This is a genomic window from Thalassomonas sp. RHCl1 (assembly GCF_947387555.1).
Lineage (GTDB): Bacteria > Pseudomonadota > Gammaproteobacteria > Enterobacterales > Alteromonadaceae > Thalassomonas.
On the sequence record NZ_CANDNZ010000002.1, the window covers coordinates 515,116 to 531,913 of the forward strand.

General features: G+C 47.0%; 10 protein-coding genes. 3 read left to right on the plus strand and 7 right to left on the minus strand.

Going from position 1 to position 16,798, the window contains the following annotated elements; genetic code table 11:
* Positions 1 to 43 precede the first annotated feature (43 nt).
* Entirely contained in the window at positions 44 to 1,987 is a 1,944-nt protein-coding gene (locus tag QL234_RS08245; protein WP_281557347.1) for a cadherin-like domain-containing protein, read from the plus strand.
* 177 nt (positions 1,988 to 2,164) lie between these two features.
* On the opposite strand, the gene QL234_RS08250 is transcribed toward QL234_RS08245, so the two are convergent.
* The gene (locus QL234_RS08250; RefSeq protein WP_281557348.1) at positions 2,165 to 2,650 is read right to left on the minus strand and encodes a hypothetical protein; all 486 of its coding nucleotides are present in this window, start codon (positions 2,648 to 2,650) and stop codon (positions 2,165 to 2,167) included.
* A gap of 446 nt (positions 2,651 to 3,096) precedes the next feature.
* On the opposite strand from QL234_RS08250, the gene QL234_RS08255 reads away from it, so the two are divergent.
* Positions 3,097 to 3,549 (plus strand): MarR family winged helix-turn-helix transcriptional regulator, encoded by a 453-nt coding sequence (locus QL234_RS08255; protein ID WP_281557349.1) that lies wholly within the window; start codon positions 3,097 to 3,099, stop codon positions 3,547 to 3,549.
* A gap of 113 nt (positions 3,550 to 3,662) precedes the next feature.
* Here the strand turns inward: QL234_RS08255 and QL234_RS08260 are convergent, their stop codons facing one another.
* Together QL234_RS08260 and QL234_RS08265 are read right to left on the minus strand one after the other, a co-directional pair.
* Complete coding sequence (locus QL234_RS08260) at positions 3,663 to 4,052, minus strand: hypothetical protein (protein WP_281557350.1); 390 nt, start codon at positions 4,050 to 4,052, stop codon at positions 3,663 to 3,665.
* A gap of 53 nt (positions 4,053 to 4,105) precedes the next feature.
* A complete protein-coding gene (locus QL234_RS08265; RefSeq protein WP_281557351.1) occupies positions 4,106 to 4,594 on the minus strand; it encodes an SRPBCC family protein in 489 nt (162 codons plus the stop codon).
* A gap of 609 nt (positions 4,595 to 5,203) precedes the next feature.
* Between QL234_RS08265 and QL234_RS08270 the strand changes: the two genes are divergently transcribed.
* Positions 5,204 to 6,940 (plus strand): DUF3859 domain-containing protein, encoded by a 1,737-nt coding sequence (locus tag QL234_RS08270; protein WP_281557352.1) that lies wholly within the window; start codon positions 5,204 to 5,206, stop codon positions 6,938 to 6,940.
* Between the two features lie 143 nt (positions 6,941 to 7,083).
* Here QL234_RS08270 and QL234_RS08275 read toward each other — a convergent pair whose 3' ends face one another.
* Genes QL234_RS08275 through QL234_RS08290 form a run of 4 tightly spaced genes read right to left on the minus strand, consistent with a single transcriptional unit; the run spans position 7,084 to position 16,789 of the window.
* Positions 7,084 to 11,877, minus strand: coding sequence for a DUF4157 domain-containing protein (locus tag QL234_RS08275; RefSeq protein WP_281557353.1), 4,794 nt, complete (start codon positions 11,875 to 11,877; stop codon positions 7,084 to 7,086).
* Positions 11,878 to 11,922: 45 nt separating this feature from the next.
* A complete protein-coding gene (locus QL234_RS08280; RefSeq protein WP_281557354.1) occupies positions 11,923 to 13,008 on the minus strand; it encodes a DUF4157 domain-containing protein in 1,086 nt (361 codons plus the stop codon).
* A 9-nt stretch (positions 13,009 to 13,017) separates the two neighbouring features.
* Positions 13,018 to 14,373 carry an ATP-binding protein gene (locus tag QL234_RS08285; RefSeq protein ID WP_281557355.1) on the minus strand — a complete coding sequence of 452 codons (1,356 nt, stop codon included), beginning with the start codon at positions 14,371 to 14,373 and terminating at the stop codon, positions 13,018 to 13,020.
* A gap of 1 nt (position 14,374) precedes the next feature.
* Positions 14,375 to 16,789, minus strand: a complete 2,415-nt coding sequence (locus tag QL234_RS08290) for a contractile injection system tape measure protein (RefSeq protein ID WP_281557356.1) — start codon at positions 16,787 to 16,789, stop codon at positions 14,375 to 14,377.
* Positions 16,790 to 16,798 lie beyond the last annotated feature (9 nt).

Here is a 16,798-nt window from a genome sequence, read left to right on the forward strand (position 1 = left end):
TGCTATGGTGTTGTCGATTTTTAAAACTAAAAGGTAGTAGTTTATGGAAATAAAAGTATTAGGGAAAACTTTTGCAGGATGCCTCCTCATTACATCTTCTTATGCACAAGCGAGTGTGCCATCGGTTCCATCATTAAGCGGACCATCTCTGAGCACTACGGGAAATTATACCGTATCTTGGTCTTCTGTTGCTGGAGCAACAAGATATGTATTACAAGGTGAAAGCAGCGGCACATTATCTAATGGCTCAAGCACCAGTATCAGCCGAAGTAAAGCAAACGGTACCTATTACTACAAGGTAAAAGCTTGCGCCAATCAGTGGTCAACCAGCTGCGGTGCCTATTCAGCCAAGTTAAAAGTTGTTGTTGATATTCCGCCGCCAGCTAACAGTTCACCAAGGGCTGTTGGTGATTTATTGTCGGCAGAAGAGAATAACGGTGAACGTTGCGTCAATGTGGTTAGCAATGATTGGGATCCGGACAATGATACTTTGACAATCTCTAATGTGTGGAGCGCATCAAATGGCAAAACTTCTAAAAGTGGTCTTTACGCATGTTATACGCCGAACTTAAATTTTTCTGGCAGTGATAACTTTAACTACACAATAAGTGATGGCAAAGGAAAAACAGCGTCGGCTACGGTAAGTGTTTCAGTGGCTGCAAACAGCTGGCCCAAGGCAAATTCAGACACTGCTGTTGCTTCTTATGGAGTGGAAACTTGTATAGATGTTCTGAGTAACGATACTGATCCTGACGATGATTCCTTAACCATTTCAAGTGTATGGTCTGCGCCAAATGGAAGTGTCAGAAAATATAATGGCTTAGCTTGTTACACTCCTGATGTCGGGTTTACGGGAGGCGATAGTTTCAGTTATACCATGACTGATGGCAGAGGAAAAACGGATACAGCCACGATAACAGTGACTGTCCCCGTACCGGATAAACCCATGGCCCCCTTGATAGAAGTCCCGGAAAAAGATGAGGACGGCATCTATCGCATCAGTTGGATAAACCGGTCCGGCAACACCGAGTATTATAAATTAACAGGGGAGACAAATGGTGTCATTTATCAAGGTCCGTTGACTTCTGTTGAAAGAAGAAATTTTGGCGGGGAATCTGATTCGTATAGTTATAAAGTACAAGCTTGCGTTGCTCATGATATTTGTAGCGATTATTCATCAACGAAGAGCATTATGGTGGGCTTAGGTAAACTCGTCGTAAATTCATATGTAAGACCTGACGGTACGCTCAACAACTCCTATGGTGGGACGGTAATGTTCGATGATGCAAGAAGTTTTTCTGCCAAAGCGCGTACAAACCTTGGCTGTCCCGGGTTAAATAGCAATGCCTTATGTAACAGGGCAGATGTTTTTAAGTATATCGATGAAATCAATGATCCCCGAGAAATAAAAATTAGTTTTGAATTTGAGATTCAAGATTACGACTGGAATGCGATATCCAGGCCCTGGTGGATTTTGTTTCAAGATCATGTCACGCTGGATATGTCAGACGGGAGCAACGGTAATAATCCCATAAGTGAGTTAAAAATTGAGAAACGGGGTAATGAACTTGTCGTTCTCCACGAGCAAAAGTCATGTCAGTGGAAAGTTCATGAAGCTGAAACACTTGCAGAGAAAATAAGTGAGGAAGCGTCATGTGACACCTCATCTTCAGCTACATTTAAAGAGCTGGTTGTAGCCACAAAAAATGAAGATGGCTCAACGGAATCCGGTCAACACCTCATGGAAATTGTTATAGATGAAGAAACAGGTATGTCGGTTTCTATCGATGGTATTTTAATTTCAACAAATAGTAGTTACCAAGTCAGATCTAAAGATGAAAACTTAACGCATAAGTATGGGTTTGGTATTTATCATAAATACGGTAAATCAAATGATCAGGGGATAGGGGATACACTTATGGTTGACATTAACAACATTGCCATCATACAGAAAAACAAACGAACGGAAGAAATAATTCCACTTTAATCTTTGTGATCCTTAAAGAAACTTGCTGTAACAGCCAGTTTTATTGAAAACTTTTCAAGCGGTCTTGGGCTTCGAACCTAAGTCGGTTCAAGGCCGCTTTTCCTGCTGATATGAATAATATTTTTGCCGAGTTGGCGGGAAGTTATTTCTACTTATTATCCATTTTAGATATCATCTTTAACCTCCACGCAGTATTGACCGGGCAAATCGTTGTTGTGCCGTTAGCGCAGAGCGGTTAAAGCTTACCGACTGGGGTGTTTGATGGGCGGTTACGCCTGTTCTGAATGTAGGCCGCTGGTGGGCAGACTGACGGTTGTGCTCAGTACGGGCACGTACAGTATTAAAATCACCCAGAGCACTTGTTGGTTGGGCAAAATGTACTGTTCCTCCGCTGATGTGGGGGTTGGCCATTGAGTGCGGCTGATTTGTGAAGGTTTCCAGATGTTGTGCGCCACTGGTTGCCAGAGGGCTGGCCAAGCCGTCCATGATTTCCAGACGTAATGCTGCACTGACATTCATTCCTGTGCGCGCCACTGTATCATCTACATTATAAGCAACGGCTTCCTGCATTTGAGGGCTTGAGGTAAAGGCGTGTACGGTTTGCATCCGTCCCGTATTGGTCGGTCCGTCATCATGCTGTTGCCGGGATCGTTCACTTACCATGCCGCGGGTACTGGTGCTGTTTTCTACACCGTACGCTGAAGGTGCTCTCACTCCGGTTGGATCAACAGTCAGAAACGTAGTCGGTCTGTGTTGCGTTCTTGTCATAATGGTTGGCGCACTGCTTGATCTAGGTCTTCCTGTATTTCTTGACATAGGGATAGCCTTTCACTTTTTCAGATGTTAACTCTTGATACAGCAAGTAGAATGCCATCGCAGATCAGGTTATAAACCATCAAAATAACGCTAAATTCGTTAAAAACGGGAGGATTTGAGGTAAAGACCGGGGAATTTTTTACCCTCGGGAAGTGATTTGACCCGGCTAAAAAGATCTGCGACTTGAGTTAAAACGATTTAAAAAAATTGATATTTGTTAACGACACTCATTGTCTATCGATTTATGTTATAGTCGCCAGTATGTTGTAAACAGAGAAGAAATACGTTTATTCATGAAAAAGAAGCGTACCGTCCATGAAGTTGCCTTTCGCCTGAGCTACGATCTGGGGACTCAGATCACGCCTCAATTGGGCCAATTAGCATTCAAGCCTGCGCCTATGCAATTGCGGGCCATGAGGCGAATTTGGAGTACCGGTGGCGCTACATTGCTGGATATTGCCAGGACTTTAAATCGGGATAAGAGCCAGGTGAAAAGGTTAATAGATGAGCTTTGCGAGGTAGAGCTGGTCAAGCGTGAACCGAACCCTGCAGATAAACGCAGTAAAATTTTAAAGTTAACCAATAAGGGTTACGACTTTTTTGAAACCATCGAAAAAATTGAAGCGGTATTTTCAGAGCAGTTAACCGCAGGTATCCCGGCGAAGGACTTAGAGGCCTTTTTTAGGGTATCGGATCGCCTTTCGGATAACTTACGAGAGCTAAATAAAGAGAGCTCGGCTAAATAATATACGGGGCTAATAATAAAATGCCCGCCTGCCAAGAAAAACCTTAATTTACAAGCCTGATTTTGGCTGCGCTAGAGCGGTATTGACGTTAACGCAGCCTGGAAAGTGGCTTATCAGGCAGTGTTTTTTTCTGCTTGATGAAACATCCTTAAAACCCAGGTCGCGAGTATAAACAGGCCAAAAGTAAGAAACAGGCCGCGCAACATGACATCATCATATTGTTCGTTGAATAATGAGATGACACGTGTCAATCCATTAAACAGAAAATACATTGTTGCCGGCAATAAAAACAGCCATTTTCGTGAATAGGCGGCAACAGCTGTCACCACAGCCATCATTAACAGTGGGGCGCCTAATGTACGAATATTGGTGAGTCCATAATCGGATGTCGGGTTAAATCCGCTTGCTGCTCCTACTGAGCCGGGAAAGAAAATAGCAGCGATAGCTGCGGCACTAAAAACGCCAACGAATAAAATTGAAATCAACTGTGCAATGCGTAACATATCAATAATCCTGTAACTTAATGGTTTTACTGTAATTTAGGTGAACAGGCCAACTAGGCATGTTTCGTTATATCCTTGATTTCCAAATAGCGCTTTAGATCTTCCATAATTCCGGCAAAGCTTTTCGAAAGGCCCCGTTTTAGTAAGGGATAAAAAACATAACCGAAAAGCGATAATTCAATGTGGGAGAGCCAGGTAACTTCACTCTGTGAATTTGAAGTTTTCCTGACCGACATGGTCACAACGTTTCTTTTTACGGGAAATAACTTAGGTGCGTTAACGGGCACAACATCAAAATCAAAATGCATTTGCTCTGCCGAGAAGTTCAATATTTTTTCTTCAGCTTTAAGCCCGTTGGGGTCGTTGGTAAATTCACATACCCGACCGGCCATAGGAGCACCGTCGACAGCAGATTGTCCTTGAACCTTATATGAATTTTCTACTATCCCCATCCATTTATGGGCCTGGTCAAATTGCTCGGCAACGGTTTGCCATACATCCTCTGGATGCCTCTCTATTAGAACTTTCTTCGTTATTTTCATTACTTCACCCCACGTGGTAGAACATAAATGTAGTTGATGTTTGTCAACTTAATTTGAGGGGATGTTATCGATTTTAGTTGATGAATGTCAACCTTTTGTTTTTTGAATGCCTGTAAAATAAATTAATGTATTGAGAGATAAGGTAATAATTATTGCCTTAGGATCTGGCTAGTTTTATCTAAAGGAATATGGCAGCTGGCAATGGCGGTTAAATTTGCTTTTTCAGGGGGTTGTGACATGCCTTCAAGGCTGAGGCTTAATGATCGCAATGCGGCAATTTCGATTTTATCTAATCTGGGGTTAGCGCGGGGTTAAGCAATTCATGGGGGGGAGCAAAATGCCAGTAATCGTAACAAGTCTTCAATAATCAGCTTTTGTTTTAAATCATATAAGTGATTAATTTCATTAAATATTGAACAAAATATCACCATTAGGGAGGGGGATTAAAAAAATGTTAATATAATGTGTTCTTTATCGTTTACTTCAAGGTGAGCTACTGATATCCTTCGCTTTTTTACGAATGCTTTCGTAACTTTCTACCTTTTTCCATCGCATTTTAAATGCAGTTAATTAAAGCAATATGCTTGTTTTTCATATAGAGAAATCGTCATGCCGTATAGAAAAGTAAAATTTGCCCTGGTCACGAGTTTGCTGGCAACAGTGAGTAGTTGTGCCTTGATAGCACCTGAAACCGTGGACGAGTTGGCTTTTAAAGATGCCAATTTTGCCGCTTGTGTTAAAAAAGCCAACCTGAGCAGGTTGGCAGAAATACAGGAGCTTGAATGTGCCAATAAAAGTATTGTTTCGGTTGAAGAAATAAAATACATGCCTGCGCTTGAACAGTTAAATTTGTATAACAATCAGCTTAAGGCGATAGACACCCGAAATAATTCTAAGCTGACCCGTTTAGTGCTGGGAAAAAACAAAATTGCCGCGATTGATCTGAGCCGCAATACCGGCCTGACTATGCTCAATGTCAGTGAAAATCCGCTGGAATCCCTTGATGTCAGTGAAAATAAAGCCTTAGAGCGTTTATATGCCTATAAGATCCCGCTAAGTGAAATTGACGTTACCGGGCTGAAGCAGCTGGAAGATTTAGGCTTAAGCAGGCATAAATTAACGGCGGTGGATTTGTCGCAAAATCCGCATTTGAATATGTTAAACCTCAGTATCGGGACCTTGGCTAAGGTCGATCTTAGTGCCAATCCGGCGCTTACCATGGTTTTCCTTGGAGGGAACCAGCTTGAAGCGATAGATTTTAGCAATAATCCAAAGATCACCCGGTTAAACGTGCGCAATAACCAGTTAACCGAACTGGATGTCAGCGGTTTAACAGAGCTTATGTCATTAAAAGGGGATTATAACCAGCTGAGCACGATTGAGCTGGGTGACAAGCCATCGCTTGAGCGACTTGAGCTGAATAACAACCAGCTGGTGTCGCTTGATCTGACGGATGCGCCTGAGCTGTCTAAGCTTGTTGCCTTTAATAATCCTTTGAACCGGCTGACGTTACCGGAAGATGATAAGATCACTACCTTGTCGGTAGAAGGCACACCTTATGCGCTCTCTGAAGCAGGCAGCACCGCCGAAGATAAGGGCATAGAGCAGCTGCTGGCGCCCAGGGTCAATGTGCTTGAATCCGGACTGATTGTTAAGCAGGGGGGTGGGCAGCAAGTCACCCCCGGCTTGCTGGTGAAGCCAGAACTGGGTCAGTATATCGGTTTTACCTACAGTGTCGATGTGCCCAAGGATGCTGGGCGGTTAAGTAATCAGGTACAGTTTCCCGTCACTATACGTATGACACATCCTGAGCTGACCAACCCTAAAAACAACCATAAATTCTCCGAGTCGAAATGGACAGATACCATGTTTAAGAACAACACCAATTATGCATGGTGGTATTTCGGTGAAGACTATGAACTGGCGGAAGGGCGCTGGAAGCTTGATATTTTATACCGTGACAGTGTGATTGCCAGCAGATCGTATTTGTTGATAGATCCGAATAAATCTGATGAAGAAAGAGATGCGGACGTGCGTCAGGCGCTGCTGATGCATCAGTTGGTACTTAACGGCGAGCAAACCATGTGTGCCGACCCCAAGTTTAGAGGCTGCCTGGATCTTCAGTCCCAACAAGCCTGTGTTGCCGGTTTGACGCCTTATAAAGACAGTTGCCGTAAAAAGTCCTTTTATCATTTGAGAAGTAAGGCCAATCAAGTGCCGTCAGTAGATCAGCTGCGCAGTTATTTCAGTTATTATACCGCCTGTATGTCGAGCAATTATATCAAGCAGCAGCCGGATATTAGTGCCGACCAGGTCACTGACTGCTTAGCTGAAGACGGCGAGTAAATTGCCATAGGTTAACTGCCGGTCATTTGGCAAGTTAATAATATCTTACTTGAAAAAGTGAGTTTGTTTTCCAATAAAAAGCCCGGAGTGTGCTAACCGGGCTTTCTAAATACTGTGAACCGTGTCAAAGCTGTGCTTCTGGTTTATTCCGCAGTCGTTGTTTCAGGTGCAGTTGTGTCTGTTGTCGCCGGGGCTGCAGGAGCAGTCGCAGGTGTCGCTGGAGCCGCAGGTGCCGCTGGAGCCGCAGGCGCTGCCGGGGGCGGTGCTCTACCTGCAACTATGGCAGCAATGGCGGCTTTAATATCATCGGCTTTGCCATTTACCGTGGTTAAGGTTGATTTTTGTCCCGAGGTTAAATCATTGACCAAATCGCCTTTGGCATAATCGCCATAGGCCTTGAGCAGGATCTTAATCGCCTCTGGCCCTATCCCTGAAATATTGATCTTACTGCTTAAATTACTCGACTTTCTTTCGTCGGCAGTTAAGGTGTCCATCGCAGTTTTTATGCCGCCATCAAGCTGGTAGGCGGGTTCGTTGGCACTGGCGGAGGCATCGCCCTTGACATAAATGGAGTCTACGGTGGAGGTGACCGGGTTATGCTCCTGTCCGTCGGTATTGCGGATATAGGCCTTACAGACAAATTTTGAGTTGATGTAGTTATCCGGGTGTTTTTGGGTCGGGTGAACAATGTTTTCACTGATGCCGGCAACATTCACCTGGTAGTAGACCCAGTAACTTTGTTTTTCCACCCAGCCTTTGACGGTTTCCTCGATAGAGGTATTGTGTTTCTTGTTGGCTTCGGCGGTGATCGGGTACATGTTCTGCCCGGTGCCGGGTCCGCCGATGTGGTGGTTGAGTAAATGACCCTTGATATATTTTGACGGATTTTTCTGCTCGGGTGCGGTGATCAGTTTGCCCATCACCACTTTTAATGCGCTGCCAAGCGGTTCGCTGCCTTTGCCTATTTTATCCGGACCGACCGGATCTGCGGTCATGCCGGTGGATACGGTATCGCCTGCCGCGGCGCCGGGTACGTTGACGACATTGCTTTTTAACGAGATGCCGGGGGTTTTGTCTTTTACCGGCAGGTTCACCTGCACATCTTTATTTTTCGATGCCTGTATCCTGACGTTAGTGATCTTGCCTTCGGTGTGGAAACTGACCTTGGTCAGGGCGAACCGGGTTTGAATGGCCTTAAATTGTTTACTCATGGCCAGGGAGTCGGTAGCCGCTTCTGCCGCCAGGGCGACAATTTGCGTGGCGGCATTGACATCTATGGTTTCTTCATCCGGCGTTCTCGGCATTTTCACCGGTTTTTCTTTTAGCGCTTCCAAGGTCAGCGGAGAGGGAATACGTCCGCCGCTGTCTCCTACCATCAGCGGGGTCAGCTGGGGCGGCAGCAGGGCTAGCTGCTCTGTTACCTTGGCTTCTGCGGCAGCGTCTTTGCCGCCTTTTTTCTGGATAATGGCGCGCTGGTCATTGATGATTTTCATGATCGCCAGCGCCTTGGTTTTATGGCCTTGTTTTTCTGCTTTTTTCGGGTCGGTATCGGCAATTACCAGCTTATCGAGGAACTGGTTGACCGGGGTCGGCGTACTGGCTACCGTCAGCTCGCCCTGGGCGCTGGGGTAATACAGGGCGTGTTTTTTGCCTGCGGGGTCGGTGAATTCCTTGCGGGTTTGCCACCAGTTCTTCACCGCGCTGATGGCGCTTTTACCCATTTTTAATAAGGCGCCGCCCGCCGATACCGCTTTATCTACCAGCCAGGTCAGGGCGTCATCCACCTTGCCTTGTACTTTTTTGATCATTTCCCCGATGCGCTTGCCTAAGCCGCCCAGGCCTACCTGGTTGGCAAGGAAGCCTATGGCAATGGGCACGGCTTTGGCGAGTGCCCCTTCGAGGAACTTGGCGGCGCTGAGGATATTGCCCTTGGCAATTTCCGCTACCCCCATGACAAAGGAATTGACGATTTGCAGCATCTGTTTGATGTAGGCGATAAAAGATTGTATTGCCTTATACAGGGCTATGGTGGAGTTGATCACCGCCATAATACCTGTGGGATCGAGCATGCTTAGCAGCTTGGCGGTGACCTTAGTGATAATTTGCACCATGATCCAGTTGCGTATGCTCTCAAGTACCATGTTCCACAAGCCGCTGATTTTTTCTACGACATATTCCCAGATAGCCACCGGACCCCGGGTCATCACGTCTTTGACAAAGGTCCAGATGCCGGTGAGTTTGTCGATCATGCCGCGGATGCGGTTGACTTTTTCCTGGCCGATTTTATCGGCAAGTTTCTTCCAGATTTTTTCTGCGGTAATGCCGAGGATTTCCAGTACAAAACCGAAAATGGACCCCAGGCTGAGGTCTTTCGGTGGCGTGATGCCGGCGTCTTTTACCTGCTGGAATAACCAGCTGGTGACCCCGGCGAACAGGTGCTTGAGGATATTGTCGAAAAACAGCGAGAAGCCTTTTTTGATGGCTTTAAGCAGGTTGAGGATAAAACCTATGGGATCGCGTTTGATATCGGCAAAGGCCTGCATTGCCCGGGTGATGATGTTCATCACCAGATCTGTGGGGAAGCCCATGATCATCAGGATGATTTCGATGATCTTTTTCAGCACTTTGATAATAAAGCTGAACAGGCGTTTAAGCGGGTCGATAAACAGGTTCATGATGCGGCCAAAGGCTTCCAGCGGCGCGGCCAGGTCTGACAGGCTGAAACTGTTCCAGGCCTGCATAAACAAGCCGGTAATATATTTCCAGGTGAAGCCCAGCTCGGCGATAGCGCCTTCTATCCAGCTGGTGGCGCGGTCGATGGCGCCGGACTCTTTCATGGTCTGGAATTTTTCTTCGCCGCCGGGCAGCAGGCTTAAGAAGCCGTGGATGATATTTTCTGCGGTGCGCGGTACCGGATCGCCGGAGAAGGGGTCTTTACCTAAAATCACCGTCAGCAGCGGATAACCGGGAATTTTCCGGGCGAATTTAATTAACCTGGCGATTAAGGCATCTTTGATCAGGCTAAGTATCTTAATGCCGACTTCCACCACAAAGCGGAGAATGCGTCCGGCGGGCTCTAAAAAGATCTGCGCCAGTTGGGTAAAGGCGCCGATGGGATCCATCAGGCTGGAAATACTCACCAGATCCCAGGCTTTGCTGAACATGTTTTTGATGTTTTGCCAGCTGAGATCGAGCCGGGCCACGGCGCCGTCGATCCAGTCGGCGGCTTTTTGCAGCGAGCCGGTTTCTTCCATTTGCCGCAGCTGTTCTTCCCCTGAGGCCGATAACAGCATAAAGCCGCGGATCAGGTTCATGCCATTGCGCTCAACCGCTTCGTCGGTGATCGGGTCTTTGCCGAGGATCACCGTTAATAGCGGATAACCCCGGGTATGGTCTTTAATAAAGCCCACCAAGGAACTCAGCATGTATTTTTTCACTATCTCCAGCAACTTAGCGGCGATACTGGTGGCAAAGGAGATCACACTGGCGATGGGTCGGCGGATAATGTTGGCGGCCTGGTTCAGTACCCCGGAAACATTGGTTAAATCGGATATCGAACGGGAAGACCAAAAGTTACTGATGTCGTTGAGAATAGAGCTCAGGCTGATGTCGAGCTTGGCTATTTTCTGATCCAGCCAGGTGGCGGCTTCTTCCATGGCGCCGGTGGCTTCGAGCTTTTGCTGGAACTTGCTGCCAAAGGGAATGATGTTTAATCCGGCTTCGATAAAGTTTCTGCCGTTGCGGGCCACGGTTTTGCCGGTAACCGGGTCTTGCCCGAGGATGACGGATAATAATTTATAGCCGGGGATCGCCTGGACAAAACCGGCAAATTTTTCCTTGGCCCAGTTAAGCGCGGAATTTAACTGGTCGGCGGCCCAGTTTACCGCGGAGCTGGCGGCGTCGGATATTGCCCCTATGGCGCTGCCTAACCAGCCTCTTTGTACCTTGGCTTGTGAAGAACTTTGCCCGCTGACCCGGCTGATATTGCCGCTATCTGGAGAGGCCTGGGTTTGCGGGGACGCTCCCTGTTGCACCGTATGGGTTAATTCATGGGCCAGCAGGTGTTTGCCCGAGCTTGATTCGGGATTGTATTGCCCCTGATTAAAGTAGATATCGCTGCCGTGGGTAAAAGCTTTGGCGTTGATCTGCTGGTTCATTTGTGCGGCGTTATCATTGGTATGTATTTTTACCGCGCCAAAGTCTGCGCCTATGCCACTTTCCATCTCCGCCCGGGTATTGTCCGGCAGGGGGGAGCCACTGCCTTTGGAGCTTTGTAATGATGATTCAAAAGCCGGACTGGCGGGTGTATCAGAGCTTGATGATGCCTGGCTTGCCTGGATGAGTTTTGTTAATACTTCGCCTTCACCTGCAAAGGAGGCGGCAAATGCGCCCGATTCAGCTTCCTGCTCATTTTCCTGCTCTGGGGAGGCTAAGTCCATAAAGCTTCTTTGAACGCCCGGAGTTGTCTGGCCGCTGCTTTTGCTACTGATGACAGCTGCGTTGTTTGTTTGAGGCTGGGCATGAGTTTGCACACTTGCTTTAGCCTGGTGACCAGAGCCGTTTGTTTCAGCGCCTTTGCTTGCTGAGCCTGTACCCGGAGAAAAGCTGTTAAGAGCGACTACTTTGTCGGCAACGCTGTCGGCTTCTTGTTCATAGCTGGAGTTGGCTGCCCCTATGCTTAATTTAGGCTGAATTGTTTTGGCACGGATAACCTGAGTTAAGGATGAAATTTGTGGTCCCTGGTTATTCGGGGTAACCGCCGAGTTAAGGACTGCCGCACCGCCATTGTCTTTATTGGCATTGCTGATTATGTTGGTAAGGTTGTCGCTACCGTTTTGTGCCTTGGCCTGTAATTGCGAGCGATGAGTATTGGACTTAGACGTCGGGCGACGTGAAGCCTGGGTGGTACTGCACTGTGCAATTGTTTTACTGGCCATGCTGGATCCTTGTTGTTAAATTTTCTTCCCTGAAAAGGGCGGTATTTAGTTGTTTTCTCCTTTGTTGTGATCTGAGTGCCTGGTGGCCGTTGCAGTACGGGGGCTTTTGTTTGCCAGGTTGGCATTTTGCTGAACCACATGTGTGAGTTCATGGGCCAATAAATGCTTGCCGCTTCTTGACTCTGGGTTGTATCTGCCAGCGTTAAAGTAAATATCTTGTTTTAAGGTAAAGGCCTGGGCGTGTAGTTGCTGGCTGAGGTTATTGGCTTCCTGGTCTTTATGAATGCGGACATTGCTGAAATCTTTATGGAAATTTGCTTCCATAAAATGCTTGGTGTTTGCATCCATGGCCTGGCCTGAACCCTGGCGCTCGCTGATGCGTTCGCTCGTGCTGGTATCCAGGGTTGAGTCTGATATTGAGGGCCGGGCAGGGGACCTGGGTTTGCCGTTGTTGGTTTTAGCTTGAACTTCTTCTTCCTCTTCCTTTTCTTCTTCTAATTTGTGCAGGTGCTTTTTCTTCTGCTTTTGTTTTTTCAGCTTAACATCTGCCATTGTTTTGGCCTGGGCTTCTTCCTCTTCTTCCTGTTTTTGCAGTTTAGGCTCGGCTAAGGCTTTGGCCTGGGCTTCTTCCTCTTCTTCTTGTTTTTGTAACTTGGGCTCGGCTAAGGTTTTGGCTTGGGCTTCTTCCTCTTCTTCCTGTTTTTGCAGCTTAGGCTCGGCTAAGGCTTTGGCCTGGGCTTCTTCCTCTTTTTCTTCCTGTTTTTGTAGCTTAGGTACAGCTAAGGCTTTGGTCTGGGCTTCTTCCTCTTTTTCTTCTTGTTTTTGTAGCTGAGGGCGTGCTGTTGAAGCTTGATCTGCTGATACCGGTGAATTCACCACCTGATCGGCAACATGGTCGGCTTCCTGTTCAAAGGCATCATTGGGCTTACCCACGGTTAACTTGTGCTGTATTTGCCGGGATAAGGCCTGTGTGGCGGTATCTTGCGAACTTTGACTGATAATACCGGACAAGAAAGTGCTGCCTTCACTGTTACCTTCACGAACCTCGCCATACTGCATGACTTCACCTTTGCGGGGCTTGCTGCGGTTGACTTTGCGGGTACGTCTTCTGTGCTGTGAAAACGTGGCCATTTTGCCTCCTTAAAAAGTTTTACCTTCTTTATGGAATTCTTTGCGTATACCTTCTTTGATCAGCGAAAAAGGTATGTTCTGTTTTTGCTGTGCCAGGGTCATTAAACAAGCATAGCGCACAACATTGATAATAGATCCGCCGGTCATTTCATAATCATTGGCTAAAGCGTGTAAATCTACTTCATGGTCGAGTTCGAACTTGCTGGCAAAGGCGCTAGACCAGAGTTTCAGCCTTTCTGACTGCTTGGGAATGGGGAAGTGAATTATAGACTGAAAGCGGCGGGTAAAGGCTTCGTCCAGGTTGTTTTTTAAATTCGATGCCAGGATCACCACTCCGGCATAATCCTCTAAGCGTTGCAGCAGGTAGGAGACTTCCTGATTGGCAAACTTGTCGTGGGCGTCGTTGACACTGGTGCGTTTGCCGAACAGGGCATCGGCTTCGTCGAAAAATAAAATCCAGTCTTTGTGCTCCGCCTGTTTAAAGACTTTTTCCAGGTTCTTTTCTGTTTCCCCTATGTACTTGCTGATCACCAGCGTCAGGTCGATGCGGTAAACATCGCGGCCGGTGACTTTGCCCAAAAGGGAAGCCGTCAGGGTTTTGCCGGTACCGGACGGGCCAAAGAACAGGCTGCGGTAACCGGGCTTTATTTTCTTGCCGAGATCATATTCACTGAGCAGCTGATTGCCGTAATCTATCCAGGTTTTAATTTCATAGACCTGGTCCTGGGTGTAGGGGTCGAGTACCAGATCCTGCCAGTCCAGCTGGGTTTCAATCAGTTTGGCAGGAAATTCGGCGCTAAAGGCGGGTTTACGGATGTGCCCGCGGGTGATGAGATCGAGTACTTCCCGCGACAGGGTTAATACCCCGGATAAATAGGACTCTTGCCTGTTGGTATGGTTCAGGGTGATAAAGTCATGTTTATTAAAGAAATGATCAGCATCGAACAGGTAGGAATATAAAAAACGCTTTTCGAGATCTGTGCCTGCCAATAAAAACAAGGCGGTTTCCGCTGTGGGTAAAAAGACTTTGCCCTGGCCGTTGGTGGCGCCGCCAAATTCGGTGAACTCTTTATCCAAGCTGGCGTTGCGGGTAAAAAATACGTCCAGCATTTGCGGGCGGATTTGGCTGACCAGTGCCAGTATCAGCACCACGCGCTCTTCAAAGTTGATATTGTAATGTTGGATAAAACCGTTGTAGTGCAGTTGTGAATCGCTGGCCAGCTTCGGCGGGCTTATTTCAAAAATATCCTGATAGTCGCAATCGTGGCCAAAATGTAATTTTATCCGGGTATCGAGGATCTGATAAAACCAGCTCAGCTCGCTGTTCAATACCTCGGCGGTTTCTGCGATAAAGGGATTGCTCATATTACCATTCCACCTGTAATAGTTCTTCGACCCAAGAGAGTTTGATCATCGACAAGCCCCAGGGAATATTGTCCAGCAGTACGTCATAAGGGCCTTTTTCTACCCTGAGCAGCCAGCCGTTGTCCTGGTGGCTTAACAGGCCTTTTCGGGCTACAAAGGTGTGACGGAAACTGGTGATCGAAGTATTACCTAAAATGCTCCAGTGATTGATCACAGCCTGTATCAGTTTTTCCGACTCCTCTCGCTCCTTTTGGCTTAGCTCGACATAGCGGTTAAGGGGGTGATTAAAATCCCAGCGGCATAACAGTTTATTTAATACCAAGGCATGTTCTTCGGTGTTGGCCTCGCCGGTTGCCAGGTATTGCAGTAAATGCACGGCTTTTTCCCGGGCTTGGAGGTCTTTAAAATCTTTGCCGTTAAATAACCCCAGGTCTTTAAAGTAGATGTGCAGATAAGGCCAGAAGATAACCAGTCCGGCATTTTCTACCGGCAGTCCTTTTGCTGCCACCTCGGGTATAAAGCAGGAGGGCTGTTTGTTCTTTGACAGGAGGTTGTTGCCTTTGTTTATTGGCTCTTCGCTTCTTTTTCCTACGGGCAGGTTCTCGGCTTCGTCAGATGCAAGCTTGGCACTGTTTTGCCGTGTTTGGGGCTGTGTTTGCTTATCAGCTCTGGTCAGGTGCTTGTTCTGATTTGTTTTTTTACTTTGTTTAAGCTCGTCGCAGTTGTCCATGCTCTTACTGTTTTGGCTTTGTTTTCGAGCTGGAGCTTGTTCATTATCCGGTAAATCCTGGCTTGTCTTTTGTGCGCTATAAGATGAATTGATGGCAGAGCTTTCGCTTGCTTCTTCTTGCGTCGCGGGGAGGCTTTCTTCAGTATCGGACAGGTTTTCTGCCATATCGTACGGGTAGTTGGTTTTGGATTGTTTTTTGCTATCAGCTGGCGAAAGTTTTTGCTCACGGAGGGGATAGTGCGGCTTTTTGTTAACCATGTCTTTAGGCTGATTACAGCCTTGGACGTTGTTTAACTTATTGCTGATATCTGTGCTGACACCGTTTTCCCCGCTCTCTGGCTTCTCTGTTTTAGTTGGGATATCGGCATTGGTAAAGAGCGGGTTAGTTCCTGTAATAGCGGATATTTTCTTTCCGACTTTATCTTTAACAGACTGGCTTTCCTGTTGATGTTTTATATCTTTGGCGCTGCCAGCCGTATCTGCTGCATGCATCTGGATTGAATTGCTGGTAGTGGCTGTCGAAAGATCACCTTGTTCTGGCAAAACATTATTCTGGATATTCTCCCTTGCTGTAGAGGTCTCTTGCCTCAATGGCAGAATAATATCATTCAGGGCGGCTAATAAGGCTGGATAGCCGTCACCTGCGGCGGCTTGAACCTGTTTGTTCAGGTGCAGGTGACGAGTAAAGCTTTGGATAGTATCCGGATTTAAACTTGCCGATATTTGCTTGAGTATTAACGAAAAAATTTCTCTGTGGCTGTTATCAATTGATAGCTGATCCCAGATAATTTCCCATACCCGGCGGATATGGTGTTGATTCTCTTGCAAAGAGCCTTGCCATATCTCTTGTTCCGATAAACCGGCGGGCGGAGATGTATGAGATTGGGATGTTTTTTGTTGGGAGCTTTGCTGGCTGACAGGTGAAAAGCTTTGCGCATCTATTTGCTGTAAGCTGCGCAGCAATTCGGTCAATAATTCCGGCCAGTTTATAATTATCCCATTTTTCATTCCGGTGAGGTGGGCATAGAGCCGGTTTAATGTCTTATCGTCAAATTGGCTTATCAATCTGTTGGTAGCAGTTTGATTTTTTAACTGGTTTTTAAAGGCCGGGATATCCAGTTTTTCCTGGTCGATTAAAAGCTCCAGTGTAGCCGTGACCCCGGTAAACTGGCCGGCATCTACATACCAGGGTAAGGTGGCATGGTTTAGAAAATGTGAGAGTAACAACCAGGCATGTTCATGCGCTTTAAGCTGCATGGTTTTCAACCTTGCCGGCGTTTGGCTGGACTCATCGGGAGCCTGAACGCCAACCGAGCCTTTACCTTGGCCGTGAGGCTGTGAAGAGTCAATTGCGGCAGTCTCTTCACCGGGTGAGATGAGTTCTTGCTCTGCTTGCCTGGTTAACTGCTCGTTTGTTTGTATCGAAAGCTCTCTGGGAAAGTGGCGGGTAAACTGCTCGCTAAAGGCCTGCACAAAGTTATCTGCCGACAGCTTGCCCAAATCAAGCTCCAGCTTTTCCATTGTGACATGGTTGTTATCCGGGCACAGCTGATCGCAATGCTCACTAATGACATTCATTAATTCGTTATGTACTAATGCGCTGATGTTGTGCTGAAATTCATAGGCATGACCGGCATCCGGCAGATGAATCTCAACACAAATTTTGTCGATCAAATGATTATTCATAAGTCACGG

Bases quoted from the DNA above. Each gene is read 5' to 3' on its own strand.
- QL234_RS08245 (WP_281557347.1), top strand. From the start codon at position 44: ATGGAAATAAAAGTATTAGGGAAAACTTTTGCAGGATGCCTCCTCATT.
- QL234_RS08250 (WP_281557348.1), bottom strand. From the start codon at position 2,650: ATGGTAAGTGAACGATCCCGGCAACAGCATGATGACGGACCGACCAAT.
- QL234_RS08255 (WP_281557349.1), top strand. From the start codon at position 3,097: ATGAAAAAGAAGCGTACCGTCCATGAAGTTGCCTTTCGCCTGAGCTAC.
- QL234_RS08260 (WP_281557350.1), bottom strand. From the start codon at position 4,052: ATGTTACGCATTGCACAGTTGATTTCAATTTTATTCGTTGGCGTTTTT.
- QL234_RS08265 (WP_281557351.1), bottom strand. From the start codon at position 4,594: ATGAAAATAACGAAGAAAGTTCTAATAGAGAGGCATCCAGAGGATGTA.
- QL234_RS08270 (WP_281557352.1), top strand. From the start codon at position 5,204: ATGCCGTATAGAAAAGTAAAATTTGCCCTGGTCACGAGTTTGCTGGCA.
- QL234_RS08275 (WP_281557353.1), bottom strand. From the start codon at position 11,877: ATGGCCAGTAAAACAATTGCACAGTGCAGTACCACCCAGGCTTCACGT.
- QL234_RS08280 (WP_281557354.1), bottom strand. From the start codon at position 13,008: ATGGCCACGTTTTCACAGCACAGAAGACGTACCCGCAAAGTCAACCGC.
- QL234_RS08285 (WP_281557355.1), bottom strand. From the start codon at position 14,373: ATGAGCAATCCCTTTATCGCAGAAACCGCCGAGGTATTGAACAGCGAG.
- QL234_RS08290 (WP_281557356.1), bottom strand. From the start codon at position 16,789: ATGAATAATCATTTGATCGACAAAATTTGTGTTGAGATTCATCTGCCG.